Source organism: Mycobacterium sp. NPDC003323, assembly GCF_053589535.1.
This window is the reverse complement of sequence record NZ_JBSFSB010000003.1, coordinates 1-12,668: the sequence shown is the minus strand read 5'-3', so window position 1 is coordinate 12,668 and position 12,668 is coordinate 1. Positions and strand designations below refer to the sequence as shown.

General features: G+C 66.8%; 15 protein-coding genes and 4 tRNA genes. 14 read left to right on the top strand and 5 right to left on the bottom strand.

The window, feature by feature from the left end; translation table 11 throughout:
- Window positions 1–8: 8 nt before the first annotated feature.
- Window positions 9–593 (bottom strand): TetR/AcrR family transcriptional regulator, encoded by a 585-nt coding sequence (locus ACWDUN_RS09595; protein WP_449927851.1) that lies wholly within the window; start codon window positions 591–593, stop codon window positions 9–11.
- A gap of 71 nt (window positions 594–664) precedes the next feature.
- Here ACWDUN_RS09595 and ACWDUN_RS09590 point away from each other — a divergent pair, with 71 nt between their 5' ends.
- The gene (locus ACWDUN_RS09590; RefSeq protein ID WP_449927849.1) at window positions 665–1,660 is read left to right on the top strand and encodes an oxygenase MpaB family protein; all 996 of its coding nucleotides are present in this window, start codon (window positions 665–667) and stop codon (window positions 1,658–1,660) included.
- A gap of 25 nt (window positions 1,661–1,685) precedes the next feature.
- The gene (locus ACWDUN_RS09585; RefSeq protein WP_449927847.1) at window positions 1,686–2,774 is read left to right on the top strand and encodes a serine/threonine-protein kinase; all 1,089 of its coding nucleotides are present in this window, start codon (window positions 1,686–1,688) and stop codon (window positions 2,772–2,774) included.
- A 183-nt stretch (window positions 2,775–2,957) separates the two neighbouring features.
- On the opposite strand, the gene ACWDUN_RS09580 is transcribed toward ACWDUN_RS09585, so the two are convergent.
- Window positions 2,958–3,033: transfer RNA gene (locus tag ACWDUN_RS09580), tRNA-Lys, on the bottom strand.
- 136 nt (window positions 3,034–3,169) lie between these two features.
- Between ACWDUN_RS09580 and ACWDUN_RS09575 the strand changes: the two genes are divergently transcribed.
- The 6 genes from ACWDUN_RS09575 to ACWDUN_RS09550 all read left to right on the top strand — a co-directional run bounded on the left by ACWDUN_RS09575 (window position 3,170) and on the right by ACWDUN_RS09550 (window position 5,083).
- Window positions 3,170–3,242, top strand: a tRNA-Glu gene (locus tag ACWDUN_RS09575).
- 41 nt (window positions 3,243–3,283) lie between these two features.
- A tRNA-Asp gene (locus ACWDUN_RS09570) sits at window positions 3,284–3,360 on the top strand.
- A 39-nt stretch (window positions 3,361–3,399) separates the two neighbouring features.
- Window positions 3,400–3,473 (top strand) — tRNA-Phe (locus tag ACWDUN_RS09565).
- Between the two features lie 121 nt (window positions 3,474–3,594).
- Window positions 3,595–4,122, top strand: a complete 528-nt coding sequence (locus tag ACWDUN_RS09560; protein WP_449928787.1) for a YdcF family protein — start codon at window positions 3,595–3,597, stop codon at window positions 4,120–4,122.
- An 18-nt stretch (window positions 4,123–4,140) separates the two neighbouring features.
- Complete coding sequence (locus ACWDUN_RS09555; RefSeq protein ID WP_449927845.1) at window positions 4,141–4,494, top strand: Fe-S protein; 354 nt, start codon at window positions 4,141–4,143, stop codon at window positions 4,492–4,494.
- A 4-nt stretch (window positions 4,495–4,498) separates the two neighbouring features.
- Entirely contained in the window at window positions 4,499–5,083 is a 585-nt protein-coding gene (locus ACWDUN_RS09550) for a TetR/AcrR family transcriptional regulator (RefSeq protein ID WP_449927843.1), read from the top strand.
- 5 nt (window positions 5,084–5,088) lie between these two features.
- Here ACWDUN_RS09550 and ACWDUN_RS09545 read toward each other — a convergent pair whose 3' ends face one another.
- Entirely contained in the window at window positions 5,089–5,862 is a 774-nt protein-coding gene (locus tag ACWDUN_RS09545; protein WP_449927841.1) for an MBL fold metallo-hydrolase, read from the bottom strand.
- Window positions 5,863–5,954: 92 nt separating this feature from the next.
- On the opposite strand from ACWDUN_RS09545, the gene ACWDUN_RS09540 reads away from it, so the two are divergent.
- Both ACWDUN_RS09540 and ACWDUN_RS09535 read left to right on the top strand, forming a co-directional pair.
- Window positions 5,955–6,560 carry a TetR/AcrR family transcriptional regulator gene (locus ACWDUN_RS09540; protein WP_449927840.1) on the top strand — a complete coding sequence of 202 codons (606 nt, stop codon included), beginning with the start codon at window positions 5,955–5,957 and terminating at the stop codon, window positions 6,558–6,560.
- A 46-nt stretch (window positions 6,561–6,606) separates the two neighbouring features.
- On the top strand, window positions 6,607–8,172 hold the full coding sequence (locus ACWDUN_RS09535; RefSeq protein ID WP_449927838.1) for a phytoene desaturase family protein: 1,566 nt from the start codon (window positions 6,607–6,609) through the stop codon (window positions 8,170–8,172).
- Here ACWDUN_RS09535 and ACWDUN_RS09530 read toward each other — a convergent pair.
- Window positions 8,169–8,315 carry a hypothetical protein gene (locus ACWDUN_RS09530; protein WP_449927837.1) on the bottom strand — a complete coding sequence of 49 codons (147 nt, stop codon included), beginning with the start codon at window positions 8,313–8,315 and terminating at the stop codon, window positions 8,169–8,171. The genes ACWDUN_RS09535 and ACWDUN_RS09530 overlap by 4 nt on opposite strands.
- A 159-nt stretch (window positions 8,316–8,474) precedes the next feature.
- Here ACWDUN_RS09530 and ACWDUN_RS09525 point away from each other — a divergent pair, with 159 nt between their 5' ends.
- The 4 genes from ACWDUN_RS09525 to ACWDUN_RS09510 all read left to right on the top strand — a co-directional run bounded on the left by ACWDUN_RS09525 (window position 8,475) and on the right by ACWDUN_RS09510 (window position 12,159).
- Window positions 8,475–8,915 carry an SRPBCC family protein gene (locus ACWDUN_RS09525; RefSeq protein ID WP_449927835.1) on the top strand — a complete coding sequence of 147 codons (441 nt, stop codon included), beginning with the start codon at window positions 8,475–8,477 and terminating at the stop codon, window positions 8,913–8,915.
- Window positions 8,912–9,985 (top strand): CaiB/BaiF CoA transferase family protein, encoded by a 1,074-nt coding sequence (locus ACWDUN_RS09520; protein WP_449927833.1) that lies wholly within the window; start codon window positions 8,912–8,914, stop codon window positions 9,983–9,985. Before ACWDUN_RS09525 ends, ACWDUN_RS09520 begins: the two co-directional genes overlap by 4 nt.
- Before the next feature lie 90 nt (window positions 9,986–10,075).
- A complete protein-coding gene (locus tag ACWDUN_RS09515; RefSeq protein WP_449927831.1) occupies window positions 10,076–10,513 on the top strand; it encodes an SRPBCC family protein in 438 nt (145 codons plus the stop codon).
- A 98-nt stretch (window positions 10,514–10,611) separates the two neighbouring features.
- Window positions 10,612–12,159 carry an NCS1 family nucleobase:cation symporter-1 gene (locus ACWDUN_RS09510; protein ID WP_449927829.1) on the top strand — a complete coding sequence of 516 codons (1,548 nt, stop codon included), beginning with the start codon at window positions 10,612–10,614 and terminating at the stop codon, window positions 12,157–12,159.
- A gap of 246 nt (window positions 12,160–12,405) precedes the next feature.
- Here the strand turns inward: ACWDUN_RS09510 and ACWDUN_RS09505 are convergent, their stop codons facing one another.
- A complete protein-coding gene (locus ACWDUN_RS09505) occupies window positions 12,406–12,588 on the bottom strand; it encodes a hypothetical protein (protein ID WP_449927827.1) in 183 nt (60 codons plus the stop codon).
- Between the last annotated feature and the right edge of the window lie 80 nt (window positions 12,589–12,668).

Below are 12,668 nucleotides of genomic sequence, written 5' to 3'. Positions count from 1 at the left end.
GATCGTGATCAATGTGCGGCGGCGCGGGCGAGCAGTAACTTGCTGCAGTAATCGACGAACTGTTCTCGGGTCGCGCTCAGGCGTCCGTCCAGGTAAGCGGTGAACAGGGCGGTGAGCGCGCCGACCAGTCCGGTGGCCACCATCGCCTGCACCGCCGGGTCCGCGATCTGGGTGAGTTTGCGCTGCAGCAGTGCGATGAAGTTCGGCATCCACTCGGCGCCGGATTTGACCAGCACGGGTTCGCGCTCGGGGGCGAGCAGCAGCACCCGACCCCGCGTCGGATCGTCGACCATCAGCGCGACGAACTGCTCGACGGCATCGCGCGGCGTCTTCGCCGAGAGCAGGGTGGCCATCGCCGCCCCGCACACCTCGTCGTACACCGCGCGCACGAACACGTCTCGATCGGCGAAGCTCTCGTAGAAGTAGCGCTCGGTCAGCGCGGCCGCGCGGCACACCGCCCGCACCGTCAGGGCCGGCCCGGATGACTTGCCGAGCAGGGCGATGCCGGCGGTGACCAATTCGTTGCGGCGCAGCGCCTGGCGGTCCTGCAGGGGAACGCCGGACCATCGACCGCGTCGTTGACCGGACGGCACATCACTCCTAAGCTGCATGGTGACAACGGGTGTAGTCAGAATTGCTCCTGACTCGACAGGGAAGGTCGCCAGTGACTCAAGATACGTCCGAGACATGCCCGGTGACCAGCGATTCCGTCGGCGCGGCGGGGTGCCCGGTCAGCGCCGGTTACGACGCCACCCCGCTCGGACCCGACTCGCTGACGTGGAAGTACTTCGGCCAGTGGACCGGCCTGTTCCAGGGCACCTGGGCCGGTTCGATGCAGAACATGCACCCGCAACTGGGCGCCGCCGTCGAGGAGCACTCGATCTTCTTCATCGAGCGGATCCCGCGGCTGCTGCGCTCGATCTACCCGATCGGCGGCGTCGTCTTCGACGGTGACCGCGCACCGCAGACCGGTGCCGAGGTCCGCGACTATCACATCGGCATCAAGGGTGTGGACAAGCAGGGCCGCCGCTACAGTGCGCTGAATCCCGACGTCTTCTACTGGGCGCACGCGACGTTCTTCAAATCCACGCTGCTGGCCGCCGAGAAGTTCGGCGGCGGCATCTCCGAGGCCGACAAGCGCCAACTGTTCGACGAGCACGTGCAGTGGTACCGGATGTACGGCATGAGCATGCGCCCGGTGCCCGAGTCCTGGGAGGCATTCCAGCTGTACTGGGACCACATGTGCACCGACGTGCTGGAGCGCAACTGGGCCGCGGTCACCGTGATGGACCTCTCGACCATGCCGAAACATCCATCGCTGCAATGGATCCCGGCTCCGTTGTGGAAACTGAACCTCAAGGTCATGCAGCGGTTCCTGACGTTCATGACCGTCGCCCTGTACGACCAGCCGGTGCGCGATCTGATGGGCTACACCTGGACCCCGCGCCAGCAGTGGCTGCACGACCGGTTGTGCAACGTCATCACCCTGGCCACCAAGGTGCTGCCCAAGCGGATGCTGATGCATCCGCGCAAGCGCTCGGCGATGGATCGCGCCGCCGGCCGGCTGCCCGCCGATGCGCCGCTGGTGCAGACGCCGGCGCGTAACCTGCCCCCGGTCGAGTACCGCGGCAACCCCAACTTCTACTGCCCGCAGGTCTGACGTCACGCGGTCTACCGTTGACCGCATGCAGCAGCCTCTCGGTGGTCGCTACGAACTCCGGGGTCTACTCGGGCGCGGCGGTATGGCCGAGGTCCACGACGGCTGGGACACCAGGCTCGGGCGTCCCGTCGCGGTCAAACTGATGGATTCCGCCGCCGGGGACCGACGACGATTTCAGATCGAGGCGCGCGCGGCGGCCGCGCTGAACCACCCGAACATCGTCGCGGTGCACGACAGCGGTGAATGCGACGGCGTGCCCTACATCGTCATGGAACGTTTGTCCGGGCGCACCCTGGCCGACGAGATCGCGGCCGGGCCCATGCCACCGGCGCGGGTGCGGGCCCGCCTGGCCGAGGTGTTGTCCGCGTTGGCGGCCGCGCACGCCGCGGGCATCCTGCACCGCGACATCAAACCGGCCAACATCCTGCTGACCGACGCCGGCGCCGCCAAACTCGCGGATTTCGGAATCGCCAAGAGCCCGGTGTCCAGTCATACGATGACCGGCCAGATCGTCGGCACGCTGGGCTATCTCAGTCCGGAACGGCTGGCCGGCCACGCCGCGACCGCCGCCGATGACCTGTACGCCGTCGGCGTGGTGGGTTTCGAGGCGCTGATCGGCCGCGTTCCGCTGCCGTACGAGGATCTGGCGACCCTGCGCCCCGACGTCGACGCCGTGCTCGTGTCGGCGATCCAGCGCGCCATGGCGCCCGACCCGCGGACCCGTTTCACCGGTGCCGAGCACATGCTCATGGCGCTGTCGGCACGCCCGCCCACCATGGTGCTCGACAGCCCGCTGCCGGATACCGCAACGGTCGTCGTCGCGGCCCCCACGCCGCGCACGCGCCGTCGCACGCTGATCGGGGTGCTGGGGGCGGCGGCCGCCGTCGTCGTGCTCGTCGTCGCGTTCGTCGTCGACACCGCATCGCGCTCGGGCACGCCCACACCGGTGAGCACCACCGCACCGTCTCCGGTGGCGCCGGTGTCCTCGCCGCCGGTGCTTCCGACCGCGACCGTCACGCCCGCCCCTGCGCCGGCGCCAGGTCCGCCCGCCGGGCGCGGCAATGGGGAGAACCGGAAGGGCGAGAAGGGGCCCAAGCCCAAGCAGGACCGCTGAAGCGTGGGCCGGAGTTGGCGTGGTGGCACGGGAAACACGTCCACAGCTTCAGCTGCCATGGACGAGCGGCCGTCGAGACTGAACTGGTGTAGACGTTTCGACGCTGAGAGCTACCTGATCTCAGTGGCGAAGCGCATAGGGCGAGCGGACTGAAGCCAGGTAGAAACCCGCGCCGGACAAGTGTGGTGCCCCCACCAGGGCTCGAACCTGGGACCTGCGGATTAAAAGTCCGTAGCTCTACCAACTGAGCTATAGGGGCGTGGTGAAAGAGGATACTTGCCGCCCTGATCAGACGAGTGGGGGTATCCGGTTTGGGATTTCGCGCAGCTGTGTCCTAAGCTATCGAAGCTTCCAACGTCACCGGCGTTGAGAGCGGCCCGGAGAAATCCGGATAGGCCCCCATCGTTTAGCGGCCTAGGACGCCGCCCTTTCACGGCGGTAGCACGGGTTCGAATCCCGTTGGGGGTACGACGCAGAGGGTGACACCTCTGTGAGGCAGTAACGAGCAAGGCCCTGTGGCGCAGTTGGTTAGCGCGCCGCCCTGTCACGGCGGAGGTCGCGGGTTCGAGTCCCGTCAGGGTCGCCATCTCGGCGAGGTATCCCGGTCGAAAGGCCGGGGCCTTCCGGCCAGGTAGCTCAGTTGGTACGAGCGTCCGCCTGAAAAGCGGAAGGTCGCCGGTTCGATCCCGGCCCTGGCCACTCAGATCGAAATTGTCATTCCCGTAACATCCTTCTCGCGGATCACGATCAAATCTTCGTGCCGCACTCATTCGGGGATGAAAAGCGTAACCGTCTCAAGGCCGTCATCGTCGCCGTGTTCATGGCGTGCGCACTGGCCACCGCCACCGCCGCACCGGCGTCCGCGCAGCCGGCCGGCAAGGATTTCACCAAGCCCGCCATCGTGATCCTGGGTTACGGGCTCACCCCGGACGGCTGGATGCGCCCGATCCTCTACACCCGGGTGCTGACCGGGCTGGCGATCGCGCAGGCGTTTCCGCAGTCGCCGATCATCGTCACCGGTGGCAATCCCCGCAACGGTCGCACCGAAGCCGGCGAGATGCGCAATCTGCTGCAACTGCTCGGCTTCCCGCGCAACCGCATCATCGTCGAGGACAAGGCCAACAGCACGGTGCAGAACGCCCGCTTCTCGGTGCCGTTGGCGGAGAAGGCCGACACCTCGGGCATCATCCTGGTCACCTCTTCCACTCACCAGGACCGCGCCGACACCAACTTCGTCGACGCCGGCGCCAACGTCCTGGCCACCGTGAGCTTTCCCGACGGCAGCCCGCAGACCAACATCGGCCAACTCATCAAGGATGTGCTCAGCCCGCTCACGCCCATCCGGTGAGCGCGGTACGCTCCCGCCATGGAGCTACTACGCAACGTAGTTGTATTGATCCACATCATCGGGTTCGCCATCACCTTCGGCGCCTGGGTGGCTGCCGCGGCGTCCCGAGAGTTCCGGATCGCCAAGGTGATGGACTACGGCCTGCTGGTCTCGCTGCTCACCGGTATCGCGCTGGCCGCGCCATGGCCGGCCGGGGTGGTGCTCAACTACCCCAAGATCGGCATCAAGCTGGCGCTGCTGGTCATCCTGGGCGGTGTGCTCGGCATGGGCAGCGCTCGCCAGCGTCGCACCGGAGCGCCCGTCGCACGCCCGCTGTTCTATGCGGTGGGCGCGCTGTCGCTGACCGCGGCGGGGCTCGCCGTTCTATGGTGACCGGGTGACGACGGACGCTGCCGGGGGCGACTTCCGCTCCCGCCTGCTGACCGCCCTGGAAACCTCGATCGCCGAGGACGGCTACGCCAAGACGACGATCGCCGATATCGTGCGCCGCGCGCGTACCTCGCGACGCACCTTCTACGAGCACTTCTCCAGTAAGCAGGAGTGCTTCATGGCCCTGCTGAGCGAGGCCAATGCCGACCAGGTCCGCCAGATCGCCTCGGCCGTCGACCCCGACGCGCCGTGGCGCGAGCAGGCCCGCCAGGCCATCGAGGCGTGGATCGCCTCGGCCGAGTCACGCCCGGATCTGACGCTGAGCTGGATCCGTGACGGCCCCTCGCTGGGCACCGCCGGCCGTTCCCTGACCCGTGACTTCATGGAGCAGTTCATCGGCATGGTCACCGCGCTGGTCGACAGCGACCAATTCCGTGCCGCCGGTATCGGTCCGGTGTCTCGGCCGCGGTTGATCATGCTGCTCGGTGGGCTGCGCGAACTCACCGCCGTCACGGTCGAGAACGGCGGCGCGATGAGCGATATCACCGAGGACGCGGTCGACGCGACCATCGCGCTGTTCGCCCCGCACTGACGTTCTCAGGCCGTGGCGCGCGCCTGTTCCCACAGCACCGGATCGTGGGCGTTGACCAGCATCAGGTCGGGATCGGCGCGACGGGTCAGCTCGACGAGCCGAGCATGGTTGTCGCGCACCCGCTTTCGGTCCAGCGCCAGCACGAGTTCCATCGTCGACAGGATCTTGGGAATCGGTGCGCCATCGAGGATGCCGCGGTGGAAGAACGCGTCCCCGCCGTGCAGCACCCAGCGGTGACCGGCGTCCACGGCCACACACGCGTGCCCACGGGTGTGGCCGGGCAACGGGATCAGGGCGATACCGTCGAGCACCTCCTTGGCCGCGCCGAATCCGCGCCAGGTCTCGCCGTCGGCCTCGTGCTCGACGAGCTTGACGCCGTGCGACCATTGCAGACTCCGGTAGCGCATCCGCTCCCGCCACGTCGGTTCGCGCAGGGCGCCCGATGCCTCTGCCGCGGTGACGTGCACCTGCGCGTCGGGGAAGTCGGCAAGTCCGCCGATGTGGTCGCAGTCGAAATGGGTCAACACGATGTGGCGCACATCCGCGCGCGCGAAACCCAGCGCCTCGACCTGCCGCGCCGCGGTCTCGGCCGGATCGAGCACCGGGCGCGCCGCATGCCGGAACGGTCCCAACCGCCGGGCCGGTTCGGCGCAGTCGAGCAGGCCGTATCCGCTGTCGACCAGGACCAGCCCGTCGGCGGACTCGATCAGCAGCACGTGACACACCAGCGGTGCACTCGGCACCGGCATGCTGCCGCAGTTGAGATGATGAACGCGCAAGACCGGACCCCCTTGAAACGGTTGCTGCAGGTCTATGAAACCGCAGCCGCGGGCACGGCGGCACACCCGGGGCACTGCGGTACGTTGAGCCGATGGTTCGGCCCGCTCAGACCGCGCGCAGTGAGCGCACCCGCGACGCGCTGCGCCAGGCCGCCATGGTGAGGTTCCTGGCCCAGGGCGTCGACGACACCTCCGCCGAGCAGATCGCCGCCGACGCCGGTGTCTCGCTGCGAACCTTCTACCGGCACTTTTCCTCCAAACACGACCTGCTGTTCGTCGACTACGACGCCGGGCTGGAGTGGTTTCGCACCGCGCTGGCCAATCGCTCCGCCGACGAATCGATCGTCGAGGCCGTGCACGCGGCGATCCTGGAATCACCGTATGACGTCGACGCGGTGGCCAGGATCGCCGAGTTGCGCTCCGACGAACTGGACCCCGGCCGTATCGTCCGGCACATCCGGCAGGTGGAGGCGGCGTTCGCCGAGGTGGTCGAGGAACACCTGCGCCACGACCACCCGCCGGCTCCGGACATCGACGCCCAGCTGCAGATCACGGTGGCCGCCCGGTGTATCGCGGCGGCGGTGTTCGGCGCGATGGAGGTGTGGATGCTCGGCGAGCAGCGCTCGCTGCCCGAGCTGGCCCGGCTCTGCCGCACGGCGCTGGACTCGCTGGAATCGGGCGTCATCCCGACCCGCTAGTTTTGTCATTATTGACAAAACTATGTCCGGGTGCCAGCCTCGGTGAATGCCGGACAGCTTCGACGCGATCGTCATCGGGGCGGGCCACAACGGCCTGGCCGCCGCCGCTCTGCTGCAGCGCGCAGGGCTGCGCACCCTGTGTCTGGATGCCAAGCTGTACGCCGGCGGAATGGCTTCCACGGTCGAACTTTTCGACGGTTACAAGTTCGAGATCGCGGGCTCGCTGCAGTTCCCGACATCGGCCGTGGTGAGTCGCGAACTGGGCCTGGACGGGTTGCCGACCGTGGACGTCGACGTCATGTCGGTGTCATTGCGCGGTATCGGCGACGACCCGGTGATCTACTACACCGACCCGATGAAGCTGCTCACCCACCTCAACGAGGTGCACGGGGCCGAAGCCGTCAACGGGATGGCCGGGCTGATGGCCTGGAGCCAGGCGCCGACCCGTGCGCTGGGCCGGTTCGACGCCGGCCGTCCGCCGAAGACGATCGACGAGATGTACGCCTGCGCGCAGAACGAATTCGAGCGCTCCGCCATCACCGACATGCTGTTCGGTTCGGTGACCGATGTGCTCGACCGGTACCTGCCCGACGCCGAGAAGCACGGCGCGCTGCGCGGCATGTTGTCGTTCCTGGCCGTCAACACCACCTATCGCGGTCCTGCCACGCCGGGTAGTGCCGCCGCGCTGGCATTCGGTCTGGCGGTGCCCGACGAGAACGCGGTGCTGATGAAGAAGCTGCGCGGTGGTATCGGCGCGCTCACCGCGCATCTGCTCGACGTCCTGATCGGGGCCGGGGGAGAGCTTCGGTTGCGGTCCAAGGTCGAGGAGATCCTGACCGACGGCGGGCGGGTCACCGGTGTACGCCTGGAGGGCGGTACCGAACTGCGGGCGCCCGTTGTCGTCTCCGGTATCGCCCCCGACGCCACGATCACCCGGATGATCGATCCCGGTGCGCTGCCCGCCGATGTCCGCACCCGCTTCTCGCATGTCGATCATCGGGGCAGTTATCTGCAGATGCACTTCGCGCTGGACGCCGTGCCGACCTTCGCCGAACCGTACGAGATGCTCAACGATCCCGAGATGCAGGCGGCCATCGGTCTTTTCAACACCCCCGAGGAGTTGCAACAGCAGTGGGAGCAGTGCCGGCGCGGAATCGTGCCCGCCGATCCGGCCATCGCCATGCAATTGCCGTCGGTCAAGGATCCCGACCTCGCCCCGCCGGGAAAGCATGCGGTGTCGGCGTTCTCCCTGTGGTTCCCGGTCGAGAACGCCGACGCGTCCTACGGTGAGCTGAAGGCCGAGATGGGGCAGCGGGTGATCGACAAGATCACCCGGTTGGCACCGGATTTCGAGAAACTCATCATCCGGCACACGACGTTCACGCCGAAGCACATGGGCACGATGTTCGGCGCGCCCGGTGGCGACTACTGCCACGGCCTGATCCATCCGGAGCAGATGGGGCCCAACCGTCCGGGGCCCAGAGGCTATGCGGATCAGCGGCTTCCGATCGATGGGTTGTACCTGGGCAGTGCCGGCTGCCATGGCGGGCCCGGCATCACGTTCATCCCGGGCTACAACGCCGCGGCGGCCGTGTTGGCCGATGCCGGCTAGGCGTGCTCTTGGCCGGCCGGCGCTCCGCCCTCATCGGACCAGTCGGACCGGTCCTCGGCACCCTTGGCCGGATCGCTCATGACATCGTCGTCGGCGCCCTCGGGGCCGGCGTCTGATTCGGTGGTCTTCGGGTCTGTGCTCACGGTCGTCGAATTACCCGGTGCGCCGGATTCGGAAACGGTGGCACGCGACCTCGATGGCGCGCGCCCAGACCCGCGTGATGGTTGCCCGCGCGGTGTCGGGAATGACGGGTACGCGGGTTTCGGCGGTCAAGGCGTAACCCGGGTGGTTACTGTCAGCCCATGGCAACCAACGTTTCCCGTGACGTCGTCATCGAGGCCACCCCGGAGGAGATCCTCGCCGTCGTCGCCGATGTCGAGTCCACCCCGACCTGGTCACCGCAGTATCAGAAGGCCGAGGTCGTCGACCGCGACGCGCAGGGGCGCCCGCACCGGGTCATCCAGACCATCAAGACCGTCGGCATCAGCGATCAACTCACCATCGACTACACCTGGGAGGAGAACAAGGTCAGCTGGGTCCTGGTGAAGGCCAGCCAGCTGAAATCCCAGCAATGCAGCTACACGCTGACCCCGGAGGGTGACAAGACCCGGGTGCGCTTCGACATGACCATCGATCTCGCGATCCCGATGCCCGGCTTCCTGCTGAAGAAGGTGATGTCGGGCGCGATCGATGTGGCCACCGACGGGTTGCGTAAGCAGGTGCTCAAGGTCAAGAAGGGGTGACCGGGGTGCTGGCCGGTGTCCGGGTGATCGAACTCGGCGGCATCGGCCCCGGCCCGCATGCGGCGATGATGCTGGCCGACCTGGGGGCCGATGTGGTGCGCGTACGCCGGCCCGGCGGGTTGCAGATGCCGGCCGAGAACGTCGATCTGCTGCACCGCGGTAAGCGCGTCGTCGACCTGGACGTGAAACGCGAACCCGAGGTTCTGCTGGACTTGACGACGAAAGCCGATGTGCTGCTGGACTGTTTCCGCCCCGGAACCTGCGAGCGCCTCGGCATCGGCCCGGATGTGTGCGCGGCTGTGAACCCGCGGCTGATCTTCGCGCGGATCACCGGCTGGGGGCAGGACGGCCCGTTGGCGGCCACCGCCGGCCACGACATCAACTATCTGTCACAGACCGGCGCGCTGAGCGCCATCGGTCATCGAGACCGTCCGCCGGTGGCTCCGCTGAATCTGGTCGCCGACTTCGGCGGCGGTTCCATGCTGGTGCTGGCCGGGATCCTGGCCGCGCTCTACGAGCGGGAGCGCTCGGGTCTGGGGCAGGTGATCGACGCGGCCATGGTCGACGGTGTCAGCATGCTGGCGCAGATGATGTGGACCATGAAGGCGACGGGAACGCTTGCCGATCAACGTGAGTCGTTTCTGCTCGACGGCGGTGCCCCGTTCTATCGCAGCTACGAGACCTCCGATGGCGGGTACATGGCGGTCGGTGCCATCGAGCCGCAGTTCTACGCCGCGCTGCTCGCCGGGTTGGGCCTGGGTGCCGAGGGCATGCCCGGACAGTTCGAGCGTGACCGCTGGCCCGAGCTGCGGGACCTGTTCGAGGCCCGGTTTGCCGAGCGCACACGGGAGGAGTGGACGGCCGTGTTCGCCGGCACCGACGCCTGCGTCACCCCGGTTCTGAACTGGGCCGAGGCGGCCGACAGTGCGCATCTGCGCGAGCGGGGCACGCTGATCGACGCGCACGGGGTACGTCAGGCGGCCCCCGCGCCGCGGTTCTCCCGGACACCGTCCGGCGAGGTCGGTGCACCACCGCAGGCGGCGACGCCGATTGCGGAGCTCGAATGGTGACAGCTTTGCTGTCTGCTACTACGTCAATTATTAATACGCAGTTCGCCGAAATCCTTGCGGCAATCTAAGGACAGTCTTATATTTGCCCCTATGGCTGTCCGAGCGTCGAGGGAACTCCTCTTCGACGCCTCGCCGGAGGCGATCCTCGATGCGCTCGCCGATATCGACGAGGTGCCGACCTGGTCACCCGTGCACAGATCCGCCGAGGTGGTGGATCGTCATCCCGACGGAAGACCCCACCATGTCAGGGCCACCCTGAAGGTCATGGGGATCACCGACAAGGAGATGCTGGAGTATCACTGGGGTGACGACTGGGTGGTCTGGGACGCACAGGACACCTTCCAGCAGCGCGGGCAGCACGGCGAATACAAGCTCATCCGCGAGGGTGATCGCACCCGCGTGCGCTTCGACCTCATCATCGACCTGGCCGCACCGATCCCCGAGTTCCTGATGCGGCGCGCCAAGAAACTCGTCCTCGACGCGGCCGTCGACCGGTTGCGTATCCGGGTGAACCGCTTCTACGGCTAGCCTCCCTGTGCTGGCCTGACCCAGAATTATTTCGCCGCAACCGTCGGATAAGTCCGTGGAAACGGCGGGGAAACAAAGCGGTCGCATAGTCGGCAACCATGACCGAAACCGTTGTACCTCCCACCGACGCGCCACCGGCAGCCGTTGCCGGCGCCGGAGACATCGTCGAAGCCGCCGGTCACCCGGTCGGCGGCGGCGTGATGAAGCCCGGTTACGACCCCCGGCTGACCAACGAGGACCTCGCGCCGCTGGGCAAGCAGTCCTGGACGTCCTACAACATCTTCGCCTTCTGGATGTCCGATGTGCACAGCGTCGGTGGATACGTCACCGCCGGCAGCTTGTTCGCTCTCGGTCTGGCCAGCTGGCAGGTCCTGGTGGCGCTCCTGGTCGGCATCACGATCGTCTACTACTTCTGCAACCTGGTAGCGAAACCGAGCCAGGCCACCGGTGTGCCGTATCCGGTGATCTGCCGCACCGTGTTCGGTGTGCTGGGTGCCAACATCCCGGCCATCATCCGCGGGTTGATCGCGGTGGCCTGGTACGGCATCCAGACCTACCTGGCCTCGGCGGCCCTGGATGTGGTGCTGCTCAAGCTGTTCCCGGGCCTGATGCCGTACGCGCAGGTCGAGGACTACGGTTTCGCCGGGCTGTCGCTGCTGGGCTGGTGCAGCTTCCTGCTGCTGTGGGTGCTGCAGGCGTGTGTTTTCTGGCGTGGCATGGAATCCATCCGCAAGTTCATCGACTTCTGCGGTCCCGCAGTGTATGTCGTGATGTTCATCCTCTGCGGCTACCTGATCCATCGGGCCGGCTGGGGCGCCATCGACCTGAACCTCGGTGCGGTCACCCACACCGGATGGTCGGCGGTGCCGGTCATGCTGGGTGCCATCGCGCTGGTGGTGTCCTACTTCTCCGGGCCGATGCTGAACTTCGGTGACTTCTCCCGCTACGGCAAGTCCTTCGCGGCGGTCAAGAAGGGCAACTTTCTTGGGCTCCCGGTGAACTTCCTGGTGTTCTCGGTGCTGGTGGTCGTCACCGCATCGCTGACGCTGCCGGTGTTCGGTGAACTGCTGACGGACCCCGTGGAGACGGTGGCCCGCATCGACAGCACCTTCGCGATCGTATTGGGCGCACTGACATTCACCATCGCCACCATCGGTATCAACATCGTGGCCAACTTCATCTCGCCGGCCTTCGACTTCTCCAACGTCAGCCCGCAGCGCATCAGTTGGCGGGCCGGCGGAATGATCGCCGCCGTCGGCTCGGTGCTGATCACGCCGTGGAATCTGTACGCCAATCCCGAGGTCATCCATTACACGCTGGAGACGCTCGGTGCGTTCATCGGTCCGCTGTTCGGTGTGCTGATCGCCGACTACTACCTGGTGCGCAAGCAGAAGGTAATCGTCGACGAGATGTTCACCATGGATGAGGGCGGGAAGTACTGGTACACCAAGGGATACAACCGGGTCGCGGTGATCGCCACCGTCATCGGCGCGGTGCTCGCCGTGATCCCGGTGCTGCTCGGGGGCAGCGTGACCGGGATGGCGGCCGCCGCGCAGTACAGCTGGTTCATCGGCTGCGGTGTCGGCTTCGCGGTTTACTACCTGATGGGTACCCGCGACAGATTGGTCTCAGAGTCGTTGTCCTGAACCGATCTGGGTCATCGATTCGAGCGGCATGAAGAAGTCGACCACCGGGATCGGCCGCTGTGCGCGCGCAACGGCCGATCCCGGTCCGTCGTCACCTCGGTCATCTCACTGTTCGCGCGATAATCGGACGCGCCAGTCATCACAACGCCGCGACGGGCGTGCTCGGACTGCGCGAGATGATCCCCCGAGGTGACACCACGGCGGCATTTCACTGTGTAGTTGTCAAGGAACGCAATGGCTTTGGGGTTATGCGGCGGTGGGCAGGTCGGTCATGGTGCGTCGGGCGTGCGAGCGCAGGTGTGGCGGTTGTGGTCCGGTCGGGTCGTGTGGTGGGATGAACCAGGGGTGGCGGTCGGGGCCGAGGTAGACCGGCCAGCCACCGTGGTGGATCTGGGTGTGGTGGTAGCGGCACAGCAGAGGGTGTCGCACGAATCCGTGGCATGAGGTGGCCGTCGTAGTGTCGTATCGCATGAAAGATGCTGTTGGATGCGATGATTGGAGGTGTCGGT

Coding starts and splice junctions, on each gene's coding strand:
- ACWDUN_RS09585 (WP_449927847.1), top strand. CDS start 1,686: ATGCAGCAGCCTCTCGGTGGTCGCTACGAACTCCGGGGTCTACTCGGG.
- ACWDUN_RS09560 (WP_449928787.1), top strand. CDS start 3,595: ATGGCGTGCGCACTGGCCACCGCCACCGCCGCACCGGCGTCCGCGCAG.
- ACWDUN_RS09555 (WP_449927845.1), top strand. CDS start 4,141: ATGGAGCTACTACGCAACGTAGTTGTATTGATCCACATCATCGGGTTC.
- ACWDUN_RS09540 (WP_449927840.1), top strand. CDS start 5,955: ATGGTTCGGCCCGCTCAGACCGCGCGCAGTGAGCGCACCCGCGACGCG.
- ACWDUN_RS09535 (WP_449927838.1), top strand. CDS start 6,607: ATGCCGGACAGCTTCGACGCGATCGTCATCGGGGCGGGCCACAACGGC.
- ACWDUN_RS09525 (WP_449927835.1), top strand. CDS start 8,475: ATGGCAACCAACGTTTCCCGTGACGTCGTCATCGAGGCCACCCCGGAG.
- ACWDUN_RS09515 (WP_449927831.1), top strand. CDS start 10,076: ATGGCTGTCCGAGCGTCGAGGGAACTCCTCTTCGACGCCTCGCCGGAG.
- ACWDUN_RS09510 (WP_449927829.1), top strand. CDS start 10,612: ATGACCGAAACCGTTGTACCTCCCACCGACGCGCCACCGGCAGCCGTT.